Origin of the sequence: Citrobacter sp. Ce119 (assembly GCF_030334525.1) — a bacterium.
GTDB classification, from domain to species: Bacteria; Pseudomonadota; Gammaproteobacteria; order Enterobacterales; family Enterobacteriaceae; genus Citrobacter; species Citrobacter europaeus.
This window is the reverse complement of sequence record NZ_JAOWDR010000043.1, coordinates 1-12700: the sequence shown is the minus strand read 5'-3', so window position 1 is coordinate 12700 and position 12700 is coordinate 1. Positions and strand designations below refer to the sequence as shown.

The 12700-nt window shown below is 52.3% G+C and carries 4 protein-coding genes; 1 reads left to right on the top strand and 3 read right to left on the bottom strand.

The annotated features are described in order from the left end of the window. Positions 1-179: 179 nt before the first annotated feature. Positions 180-1031, top strand: a complete 852-nt coding sequence (locus OGV80_RS05745; RefSeq protein ID WP_032950251.1) for a hypothetical protein — start codon at positions 180-182, stop codon at positions 1029-1031. 74 nt (positions 1032-1105) lie between these two features. Here the strand turns inward: OGV80_RS05745 and OGV80_RS05740 are convergent, their stop codons facing one another. The 3 genes from OGV80_RS05740 to OGV80_RS05730 form a co-directional block, all read right to left on the bottom strand. Beyond that, positions 1106-2281, bottom strand: coding sequence for an HlyD family type I secretion periplasmic adaptor subunit (locus OGV80_RS05740; RefSeq protein WP_032950253.1), 1176 nt, complete (start codon positions 2279-2281; stop codon positions 1106-1108). After that, the gene (locus OGV80_RS05735) at positions 2278-4470 is read right to left on the bottom strand and encodes a type I secretion system permease/ATPase (RefSeq protein ID WP_087051965.1); all 2193 of its coding nucleotides are present in this window, start codon (positions 4468-4470) and stop codon (positions 2278-2280) included. The genes OGV80_RS05740 and OGV80_RS05735 overlap by 4 nt, the downstream gene beginning before the upstream one ends. A gap of 178 nt (positions 4471-4648) precedes the next feature. After that, positions 4649-12700, bottom strand: an 8052-nt coding sequence (locus OGV80_RS05730) for an Ig-like domain-containing protein (protein WP_286514020.1), incomplete at its 5' end; no start/stop codon positions are given.

Below are 12700 nucleotides of genomic sequence, written 5' to 3'. Positions count from 1 at the left end.
TTTGGAAAGTTGGCATACCAGACTTCGTGTTTCCCGTATAAAATATCACCTTATGATCAGAATATGATTAGATATTAAAAGTATTATTATTATTCTCAATGTATAATAAGTGGCGACTAACCATCTGAAAGGACCAATATACCAACGTTATTTAAATAATTAAACATAGGGGCTACCATATGGAAACAAAAATTTCCCCAGAGGCATTGCTTCATCGAAGAAACCTTATAAAAGCTAACCCTAAATTTAAAGAAGCCATAAGAGAACACTATCAAATCAATGATAAAATTTATAAGAAACAACCTTTGTTCTACAAAGTAATGCTTCAGGAATCAAGATTCAACATCGCACTCTCAATGTGTTGTTTTGTTTTTGGTAACCAGGCATCATGTATATCAGAGATTAAAGAGCTCTGCTCCAGATATCAAATCGCCAGTCCTAATAGCGTTATTGCAATCATTACGCTATTAAAAACAACGAACAGAATTAAAACATGGCGTAGCCAGGAAGACAGAAGGAAAATCCTGATCACGCCAACGCAAAAAGGAATCGATGAACTTAAAAGATATATGTCTGGCGCGTTTTCGCCGTTGAATCTGCTCTACCCTGAATATAATATTTCAGTAGATTCACTGGATGATGAAGCGCCACGGTATGATTTTTTCAAACGCGCATCCCAATATCTTTTTCGCGGAGTAACCTTCAAAAAAATCCTGCCTGAAGTCGGGATATTTATTGAAAAAGATGGTGGGCGAATGATTATGCTTTATCTTTACTTGCAAGCTATAGAAAAACTGACCAGTCGTGGTGCAGTCATTAATTATTCATCAAATGTACTGGCCAAAGAATTCTTTGTGTCACGGATTCATGTCAGCAGGATTATAAAGGTTGCCCAGGACACTGGTTACCTGAGAGAAAGAGCAGACGGATTGATTGAGATTTATCCTTCATTTATTCAGCTTGTCGAAAACTATGCAGGTCTGTATTTTGCTTATGTCATGCACTATCTGAATATACATCCTGAAAAATAGTTAAATCACCCCCCATTCTTTCGTGCTAGCTTGTGGTAAGTTACAAGCGATCGATTTGCGTCGATCGCTTTTTTTTATCTTTCGCGTAACGCCTCTTTTGCTTTGTTCAATGGCTTTAACAAATAATCAAGAATCGATTTACTACCTGTTTTTATATCTACAGTTGCAATCATGCCAGGAAATATAGGAAACTCTTTACCCTGCTTATTTTCAAGATGATTAGTGTTTGTTCTGATATAGACACGATAAAAATAGACATCACGTTTTACATCATCCTGGATTGTATCCGGTGAAATCATCGTCACTTCACCCTGCAGACCACCATAAATAGAATAATCATAAGCGGTAATTTTAACTAACGCTTTCTGTCCTGGGTGAATGAATGCAACATCTCTGGGAGAGATTTTTGCTTCAATAACCATTTGGTCATCCAGTGGAACCAGAGTCATCAGTTTTCCATTCGGCGGAATAACACCACCGACTGTCGTCACATCGATATCTTTAACAATACTTCTCACCGGTGCATTGAAAGTCAGTCGGGTTAATGAATCCTCACGGCCTTTCATTACAGAACGTTGCGCTTCAATTTCGGCATTCGCTTTAGCTAATTCTTCGCGTGCGCGCACAACGTATTGATTCTGCATTTCTGTCACTTTATTATCTAATTCGTTCTTTTGCCGTTGCAGACGAAGAACTTCCACATTACTGGCAGCGCCCTGCTTTACCAAAGGCTGGGTGAGAGCCAACTCTCTTTGAATCAACGCCATCCCCTGACGCAATCCAGCAACCCCCTTTTCCAGACTTTCGCGGCGTGAAGTAAAAAGTGCTGTCTCTTGTCTGACCAGGTCGACATCATCATCCAGTTCAGCCGGAAAAGTAAGTTCTGTACCATTCACTTCGGCAGTCAAACGTGAAGCAGTTGCCAGCGCCGCATTTAACCGGGATTCACTTTCCAGAACACTGGATTCTGTTTTTGTGCGATCCAGTTGCGCAACCTGCTGCCCGCGTTCAACGATGTCGCCTTCCTGAACAAGCAATTTATGGATGATTCCACCTTCCAGCGACTGGATAACCTGCTCATGTGAAGAAGGCACTACTTTACCGCTTCCGGTTGTAACTTCATCAAGTTGAAACCACCCCGCCCATGCGATGAAAACAACAAGCATAGACACCACGCTCCATACCACCAGACTCGAGCGAGGAAGATGGGGTTCCTGAAGACGACTATTAAAACGACTGAAATCGCTCATACGCCCTCCTCATTAACTACCGTTTTTTGAGAAGTGGCTTTTTTCATTGTTACCGTACGTTGGCCCGCTTTTTGTGGAGCCATACCATGTTCACGAAGAATGCTATCTCGTGGTCCATCCATAACAATTCGGCCGTTATCCAGCACAATGATGCGGTCAACCAGTTCAAGGATAGGTAAGCGGTGTGTAGCGACAATGAGTGTGCGCGTTTTTCCCAACCAGCCTTTCAGACTGCCGATAAACTGTTTCTCACTCACCTCGTCAAGCCAGGCCGTCGGTTCATCAAGCAGCAAAATATTAGGTGATGTTAAGAGTGCGCGAGTGAGCAATAGCGCCTGTCGCTGACCGCCAGACAGACCAGCCCCGCCTTCATTTACAATGTAATTCAGACCCATTTTCTGTTTACGAACGAAATCCAATGCTCCTGTTATCGCCAGCGCCTGATGGATCTCCTCATCAGTCGCTAAGGGATTGCCCATTATAATATTGTCGCGCACTGAGCCAAAGAACAGACGAGCCTGCTGGCTGAGTAGCTGCATGTCCCGGCGTAAATCAGCAGGATCAAGATGATTGAGTGAGATATCGTCAAGTAAGATGGAACCTTGCTGGGGTTCCTGCATACCCGCAAGAAGTTGCAGAAGCGTACTTTTTCCTGAGCCGTTACGTCCCAGCAGGGCAATACGTTCCCCGGCTTGAATTTGGAGACGTGATATATTTAATACATCAAGTTTTTCTTCCTCATCGTAATAGAAACTCACATCTTCCATGACGTAATTTCCACGCAGATGGGCTTTATGGACTTTCTTGCCGGATTGCGGATCGTCAATTGGCCGTTGCATCAGATCATCAAGCCCTTTGCGTGCAACTTTCGCTGACTGCCAGCGTGAAAGCACGCCGGAAATTTGCGAAAGTGGAGCAATTGTGCGCGATGCAAGGATAGAGGTACCCACTAACGCGCCGGTAGTCATATCTCCACTAATCACCAGATAACAACCTATCAGCAGCACCACAGCATAAACGATGGATTGAACCTCCTGGGTCCAGGTCAGGAGTAACCCCGTTAGCCAACGCTGTTTCATCGCCACATTAGCGGCGACATCATTGGTGTTATTCCACTGATTTTGAAAACGCTGCTCAGCACGCATCAGTTTGATATCTTCAAGGCCCTGTACCGCCTCTACCAATGTGGCGTTACGAATCGCCGACTCGCGCATCCCTTCGCTGGAGAGCCGTCCTAATGGACGTTGTACCAGCAGTCCAGGGATTAGCAGCAGCGGAACGGCCAGCAATACCACCAGTACAAGCGGCCCGCCGATCATCCAGAGGATAAAAACGAACAACAGGAAAAAGGGGAGATCGGAAATTGCCGCAATAGTCGTGGAGGTAATCAACTCTCGCACTGATTCCAGCTCGCGGATTTGAGCGATGAAAGAGCCCGTGGATTTTGACCGCGCACCATTTTTAATTCTCAGAGCATGAGCAAATACGCGTTCAGAGATCCGCAGGTCTGCGCGTTTACCAATTACATCTGAAAGATGAACGCGTAGCATACGCATGATGAACTCAAAGGTAATAGCCACCATGACCCCACCAAAGAGGACCCATAGCGTTGCTTCCGACTGTGACGGTACTACGCGATCGTACACCTGCATAGAAAACACCATGCCTGAAAGCGCCAGTACATTCGCGATCATCGCCACCAGCATGATATCGCCATAACGGCGCCAGTCTTTCAGCGCCAGCTGCCAGAACCAGTTTTTCTCATAAGGTTTGATATAGTCATCAACGCGTGCGTCCGGCGTTGACTCAAGAGGGCGAAGCACGACCCCCCCTAGCAGGCGCGTCGCAAGCTCCTCTCGCGTTAATACTGTTTCGAGACCGCTATCACCGCTGAATTGAAGACTAACATTCCCCTCTTTATCCATCCGGTTGATAACTGCAATTTGACCGCCAGTAAACTCAGCAATCAACGGCAAACGCCAGGGATCGAGTAATTCGGCATTCACCGAAACTTTCCTCAATCCTAATCCCAAATGGCGAGCCATATCTTCGAGGACCAGTTGACGCGGTGACTGGCTTTCGTGATTAATCACCACCCGGACATGTTCTAACGAAAAATCAAGCCGGTAATGTTTCGCAATAATAAGCATGGCTTGTAACCATGGCTCATAAAGCGGATGAGTCTTCATAGTGCTACTTCCTATCCAACAACATTGTCACGCATCGAAATTATGTCATTTAATTGATATATCAATACGAACAGAATCCTAATAAAAATGAAAAAAATCTTTATTTTTCTGTTTGTTATCAATTTTTATGTAAAGAAATGAATAGCTGCGAGAGTTTCTCCCCTCGCAGCTCATTTGATTACGCTAATAACAATTGATGATTTGCCAACAACGTGGCCAAATCGGTTTGCACACCATTAAGCGTCACGACGGTGGTCGGGTCGAACTGGCTACCCGTACCATCTCTGTCGATCTGAATCTCAGTGTTGCTCCCATTTTGTACCACCCGGATATAGTCAGTGAGATTGCTCGCCCCACTGTCCAACGTCGCCACGCCATTCACATAGCTCGCCGATCCCGTGCCGGTATAGCCGCTATCGGAAAGCAGATCGCGCAGGTCAATACGGTCAGTATCCGCCGTCCCCTCCCAGGTACCGACGGTAAAGCCGTTGACCACATCACTGCCATTGCCCCCCGTGGCATCCGAAGCGTTGATCAGCTTATAAAGCAACGTATCGTGACCGCCGCTGCCGATATTGAAAGTGTCATTACCGCCACGCCCTTCGAACTGGTTATCGCCGCTGTTGCCGGTAATAACGTCGTTGTAGTTGGAACCATTAATCCCTTCAATGTTAACCAGCGTCGCGGTATCGAACCCGGTACTCTGGGCCGTAGACCGACCAAGATCGACGGTTACACCGGAAGTAGCATGGCGATAATCCACGACATCCATGCCGCCTGTACTGCTCCACGTGTCGTGTTCAGAGGTTGTCGTCCAGCCACCAGAACCGTTGTAGGTATAAGTACCCGCCTCAGCTATAAAGGTATCGTTGTATCCAGTACCTGTCAGGGTTCCGTGGTGTCCGCCTGTGGCAGCATCAGCCGTCAGGGAATAACTCTCTTTACCGTCTCCTGCCGTCAGTCCATCCCAGGTTGCATTACTTGAAACACCGTTAATGGCACGAACCAGCACCGCACGGTAAGTTTCACTGGGGTCTAAACCGTAAAAACTGATGAGTGACGAAGAATCATTTATGCCGATCCCGGACTGAGCATTGATGATTTCGCTGGCGACCAACTGACCTGCCGAGTTGTACAGTTGGACAGTGTTGCCAAAGAAGGCGTTAATGCCTTCGCTGTCGACGATCTTCAAATGCAATGCGGTTCCTGGCGCAACCGTATTGGTATTACGCTCCAGTAAAACCGTACCGTTTTGACGGAAAATCAGCAGGTCTTGTGCACCATCCCAGTCGTAATCCAGCAGAGCCGCTCCGGATACCTGGGTTGACGTAGCGGTACTGAACTTTGAAGCTGTAAAACTTGCTGTCCCCGCCAGTCCATCGTTGGTGTAAAGATAGGACTGCCCACTGTTCGCCAGTTTGATGATGTCCATGTTACCGTCGAGGTTCCAGTCCACCGCCACGCTGACGTTACCCACAAACTTATCCGTGGTCGCTGTTCCAACCGCAGTACCGGCAAGAAGGTTACCGCTACCATCGTTCAGCATTAACACGCCGCCCTGGCTGCTTCCGCTGGAGGTACGGGACATGCTCATATACAGGTCCATGTAACCATCACCATTAAAGTCGGCCCAGGTCATACTTACCGCACTGGAAGCCGCGCCAGAACCATAGCCGCTGTACATGGTATTGGTAAAATTTTGCCCCCATGTGAAAGAACCATTGCCCTGGTTAAACATGGTTGACAGCGCATAGTTGTTCACCCCATTGGTCGTATGCTGGGCAATATCCACTTTTCCGTCGTTATTCAAATCCACACCGGACGCTTCAATCAGGCTGACGTAGTTACCTACCGTCGAGCCTGATACAAAGTTGGTGTATGCCCCGGCCTTAGAACTACCGGTCAGCACACCTTTGTTATTGAGCATGAAGGTGCTGGAGTCAGGCCCCCCCGCATCGCCAATAACGAAATCGGTGTAACCATCTCCCTGAATATCAATGGCAACCACCGCGCCATACCACACCGCAGCGCCCATATTGGTCAGCGTACTGGAGGTGTATGTACCATCTCCATTGTTAGTTAGCTGCACCATGTACGAGTAGCTTGTCCCTTCAGCCAGCACGTCTGCCAGCCCGTCGCGGTTGATATCTGCGTAAGTACCCGTGGTGTAACTCCCCGTCATAGAGAAATTACCTGAAACGGTGTAAGAGTTACGGCTACTGGAGTTCGCCGAGGCGAACTGCTGATTAGCGATAATCGTCCACAGCCCATCCGAATCCAGCATATAACTGGAAGAATAGGAATAATTCGCGGCGGTAAATGACCAGGCTGGTGTCAATGAGGCTTCATTACCCACGACCAGGCTGCCGGTGGTCAAATCAGCAGTATTACCGTTGCCGGCGCTACTTTTCACCTGTGCGGTGACATCATAATTCTTCACGCTCAGCGCATCGCTGTCCGGGATCTGCAAATACCAGGTGTTATTATCCGGATCGACCACTACCGCACCGCCTGATTCAGAGGTGTAAGTTTTACCGTTCACGTTGATAACGAGATACTCGCCGTTAGTCAGTTCCGCCGATACCAAACCACTCAGAATGGGGGTAGTGTCTGTCGTCGTTTGGGCGGTGATGCTCACAGTGGTAGTAGGGATGCGAGTGTCCACTTTCAACACGAAATTATCTGAATCGGTGTGGTTACCCGCCAGATCGGTGACACGCAGCGTATAGGTGTGATTACCGTCATTCAGACCACTGTCCTGGAAATACCAACTGGCGGCACCGCTCATCGTCACCAATCCCAGCAGCACACCATCACGATACAACTGCACAATCTCGCCATTGTCCGGCGCACGGTTAAGTGTCCCGTTAATGACTGGGGAACTGTCATCTGTTGCCACCGATGCGCCAAAACTGCCCTGGCGTTCACCTTCTCCGTCGGTATAGCTGACGACTGTACCGACCGTGGCTGGCGGCGTGGTATCGACCGTCACCACCTGCGAAGAGGTCGAGCCGACGTTGCCTGCCTGGTCGACGATCCGCACCTGGTAAGTGTAATCACCGTCAGCCAGATCGCGGGTATCAGTGTAGCTCCAGCGCTGGTTAGTTACGGTTGTGTCAATCCAGGTATTGCCGCCGTCGAGGCTTATCTGCACGCGCTCATCGCTTGCCAGCGCGCTGCCCAGAGAACCGTTAATGGTCAGCGTGGTGTCCATGGTGATGAAGTCGCTGCTGGATTGCCCGGTATCTTCGCTAATGCTGTCAATAGTGATGCCATTCTGCGGTGCCACAGTATCGACAGTAACTACCTGAGAAGTCGTCGCCCCTACGTTACCGGCCTGATCCACCACGCGAACCTGATAGCGGTGATCGCCATCGCTGAGCGTGCGGGTATCGGTATAGCTCCAGCTTGTTCCATTCACCGTGGCGTAGGCCCATGTAGCCCCACCATCAAAGCTCACCTGGACATACTCATTTTTGCCAGGTTCCGCACCCAGCGTACCGTGCAGAGTGTATGACGTTGAGCTGGTCAGGAAATCATTATTATCGAAGCCAGTATCAACAGTAATGTTATCCACTGTTACTGTGATAGCCGCGTCAGGAGCGACCGTATCAACGGTCACCTGTTGATGCGCGGAAGCACCGATGTTTCCGGCAACATCCACTACCCTCACATAATAATCGTAGGTGGCGTTTTGCAGCGTGCGCCCATCAACGTAGTACCAACTGTTGCCAGTCACAATTACGTTCTGCCAGGTCACACCGCCATCAATACTGATCTGAACGTATTCATCAGCGGCCAGAGTCGCCCCCAGCGAACCGTGCAGCGTCAGCGAGGTATCGTTAGTGATAAAGTCGCTGCCGCTCAGGCCGGTATCGTCGCTGATGCTATCAATAGAGATCGTTTTGCTGGCGTCAGGTACGACGGTATCAATGGTGACCACCTGGCTTGTGGTCGCGCTGACATTACCTGCGTTATCAATAACTCGCAGTTGATAGTTGTAATCACCATCGGCCAGCGTACGGCCATCTACATACGTCCAGCTCAGACCACTGACGCTGACGTCAGTCCATGTGAGACCGCCATCCAGGCTAATCTGCGCGTGGTCGCCATTGCCCAGCGCCGCGCCGAGCGTCCCTTTCAGGCTGATCTGGTTGTCGCTGGTAATAAAGTCGTTGCCAGACAGTCCGGTATCCTGAATAACGGAATCCACAGTAATGGTCGTGGCCGCTGGCGCAGTCAGGTCAACCACCACGTCCTGGCTATCCGTTGCGCCAACGTTACCCGCATTGTCGATCACACGAACCTGGTACTGGTACGTACCGTCTGTCAGGGTGCGGCCGTCGGTGTAACGCCATTGCAAACCAGTAACGGTCAGATCAATCCAGGTCTTACCGCCATCAAGACTGATCTGCGCTTTCTCGTTATTACCAAGTTGTGCGGTCAGTGAGCCGTTAACGATGACCTTACTGTCGTTAGTGATGAAATCACTCGCGCTCAGGCCGGTGTCGTTTTGCAGCGAATCAATGCCGATCCCCATTGATGGTGCGGTCAAATCAACTGTCACGGTGTGGTCGGCGCTGGCGCTGTTACCAATGGTATTGCTCACCACGGCGTGAATCACATATGACCCGCCGTCTGCCAGCGCTGTCACGTCCGCGCTGCCAACGGTGTAGCTCCAGGTGCCGTCATTCTGCACAGTTGCGGTGTAGGTTTTGCCGTTAAGCGTAATGGTCACTGTCTGACCCACAGGTGCGTCGGTGGTACCGCTGACGACCAGAGGCGTACCGTGCTCCGCCGCGCTAACGATGTCATCTTCAGCAAAGGTGTTAATAGCAATCGTCGGCACGTCACCGCTCAGCGTCACGTCGTGCGTGGCGCTGCCCGGGTTGCCCGCCTTATCGCTCACCGTCGCGGTGAGGGTGTAATCCCCATCGGTCAGGCCGAGGAAATCACGGCCCGGTACGAAGACCGACCACGCACCGTTCGCCGCCACGGTCGCCTGATAGCTATGCCCGTTGAAGGAGACCGTCACCGTCTGGCCCTGTTCCGCCGTAGTGGTACCACTGATGGTCTGGCCCGCCAACTGCTCGGCGTTGTTGACGATATCATCATCTGCCACAGTGCTGATGGTGACGGTTGGTGCCACGGTATCAACCGTCAGGGTATGCGTGGTCTGGCCGTTGTTACCGGCTTTGTCGTTCACCGACGCGCTGACGGTCAACGCGCCTTCACTCAGGTTGGCAAGGTCGGCTGCCGGAACATTGAGCGTCCATGTGCCGTCGTTTGCGACCGTCGCGGTATAGGTTTTGCCACCCAGCGTCACGGTCACCGTCTGGCCCGCTTCCGCGCTGGAAGAGCCGTGTACGGTCAGCGGCTGCTGCACCTCAGCCGCATTCAGAACATCATCACTGGAAATCGTGGCAATGCTGACGACTGGCGCCGTGGTATCCACGCTGATGCCATGCGTTGCCGAAGCACTGTTGCCTGCGCTGTCCCGCGCCGAAACAGAGACTTGATAGCTCGCGCCATCGGCCAGTGCGCCCACGTCTGCAGCCGGTACCGTTGTGCTCCAGGAACCGTCGTTTTGAATGGTGGCCGTGTAGTTCTTGCCGTTCAGGGTAACGGTCACCTGCGTGCCGCTGGCAAACTGCGCGCTGGAGCCATTAATCACCAGCGCATTGCCCGCTTCCGCCGCGTTGATCACGTCATCACCGCTGAGGGTGTTGACGGTCAGCGCCACGGAGGCGGTATTCACCACGACATTGTGCGTCTGGGTGCTGCTGTTACCCGCGCTGTCGATGATAGTTGCGCTGATGGTTACGGTGCCGTCAGTCAGGGCAGAAATCACGCTGGCCGGTACGCCCACGCTCCAGTTACCACTGGCATCAACGGTGGTGGTGTACTGGTTTGAGCCAATGGTGATGACCAGCTTATCGCCGACGTTCGCGCCGGTTGCTGTCCCGCTGACAATCTGCGCCTGGGTATGCTCCAGACTGTTAATCACGTCATCGCCCGCCACGATATTAAAGCTGACGGTTGGCGGCGTAGTGTCGAGCGTAATCGCTTTATTCGCACTACCGGTGTTACCTGCCGCATCGCTCACGCTCACCTGTACGGTGTAGCCGTTGTCCGCCATAGCCGTCAGGTCACCCGCTGGCACGTTAACGCTCCAGATACCACCCTGCAGAACCTGCGCGGTATAACTATTTCCGCCAAGCGTCACGGTCACCGTCTGACCAACTTCGGCCGTTGTCGAGCCGGAAATTGTGACACCCGTCCCCGCTTCACTGCTGTTGATCACGTTATCGCCCGCAACCGTATCGATAGTCACGGTTGGCGCAGTCGCATCCACGCTGTACTCACGACCCGCAGAGGCGATGTTGCCGTTCACGTTGGTGACACTCACCTGCACGCTGGCGTCGCCATCTTTCAGTCCGGTGAGATCGGCGGGCGGCACGGTTGCCGTCCAGTTGCCGTCGGCATCAACTTTCGCGGTGTAAGACTTGCCGCCAAAGGTGATGGTTACGGTCTGGTTTTCTTCCACGTTGGACGTGCTGCCCGAAAGCACCAGTTCCGCACCTTTTTCAGCCGCGTTGATCACGTCGTCGGTGGCAATGGCATCGATGCTGATGGCTACCGTCGCCAGGTCGACAGTGACGTCATGGCTGATAGTCACCGGGTTGCCCGCCGTGCTCTGGCCTTCTACGGTAACGGTTACCGTCCCCGCAGTCAGGGCGCTGACATCTGCCGCCGGGATTGCCGCGCTCCAGGTGCCGTCTGCCAGCACGGATGCTGCATAGGTTTTGCCATTGATCGTTACGGTAAGCGTGGTACCAACAGCAAGACCGTCGCTGGAACCGGTGATGATCAGGTTTTGACCGTGCTCGATGCTGTTGATCACATCATCGCCCGCCACGGTGTCCACACGCAGACCCGGTAGATTAGCGTCGATAGTCACATCACGCTCGCCAGAACCGGTATTGCCGTGGCTGTTAGTGACGGTTGCTGTAACGGTCAGTTCGCCATTCCCCAGCGCCGTCAGGACGGCCTCAGGCACGTTAACGGACCAGCTCAGATCGCTCTGAACCGTTGCGATGTAATCATTCCCACCGATAGAAACCGTTACGCTACTGCCCGCCTCTGCGTTGGCGACTTTACCGCTAATAGTCTGGCCTGCAGCCACTTCGGAGGCATTGATAACGTTGTCACCCGCAATGGTATTGATGGTGACGGTTGGCAGCGCGGTATCCACCAGCAGGTTTGCGGTATTGCTCACGCTGTTACCCACCGCGCTAGTCGCCGTCGCGCTCAGAGTGTAATTTGCTTCACCCAGAGCAGTCAGATCCGCCGCCGGTACCGTCAGGCTCCAGCTTCCATTTGCAGCGGTTGTCGCCGTGTATTGTTTACCGTTCAGCGTCACTGTGATCAGAGTGCCTTCCGCCAGGTTGGCGCTGGTACCGCTCACGCTCAGATCCTGGCCTTTCTCCACCGCATTCAGCACGTTATCGCCGCTGAGGGTGTCGAAGCCAACTGACGGCAGCCCGGTATCAACGGTTACATTGTGCGTACCGCTGCCGGTATTGCCCGCCGCGTCGGTCACTGACGCAGTGACGGTCACGCTGCCATCGCTGAGGCCGGCAATCACGCTCGCCGGAACGCCCACGCTCCAGTTGCCCGCCGCGTCCAGCACGGTGGTGTAAGTCTGGCCGCCAATGGTGACGGTGACTTTATCCCCCGCTGCCGCGCCGGTGGCGGAGCCGCTGATAATCTGTGCCTGATTGTGTTCAGCCACGTTAATGACGTCATCGCCCGCGATGGTGTTGATCGTCACCGCAGGCACGGTCACGTCCACCGTCAGGTTGTGGTCAACCGACGCCGGGTTCCCCGCCTTGTCACTGACGCTCGCGGTGACGATCACGCTGCCGTCGGTTAATCCCGCCAGGTCCGCCGCCGGAACGTTCAGCGTCCAGCTGCCGTTAGCGCCTACGGTGGTGGTGTAGTTTTTACCGTTCAGGCTCACGGTCACCGTCTGGCCCGCCTCGGCGGTACTGGTGCCGGAGATGGCGAGGTCTGACTGCGCTTCCGTGGCGTTCAGGATATCGTCAGCCGCAAGGGTACTGATGGTCACGGACGGTGCGGTCGCATCCACGCTGTACTCGCGGCCCGCAGACGCGCTGTTGCCGTTGACGTTGGTCACGCTCACCTGCACGCTGGCATCGCCGTCTTT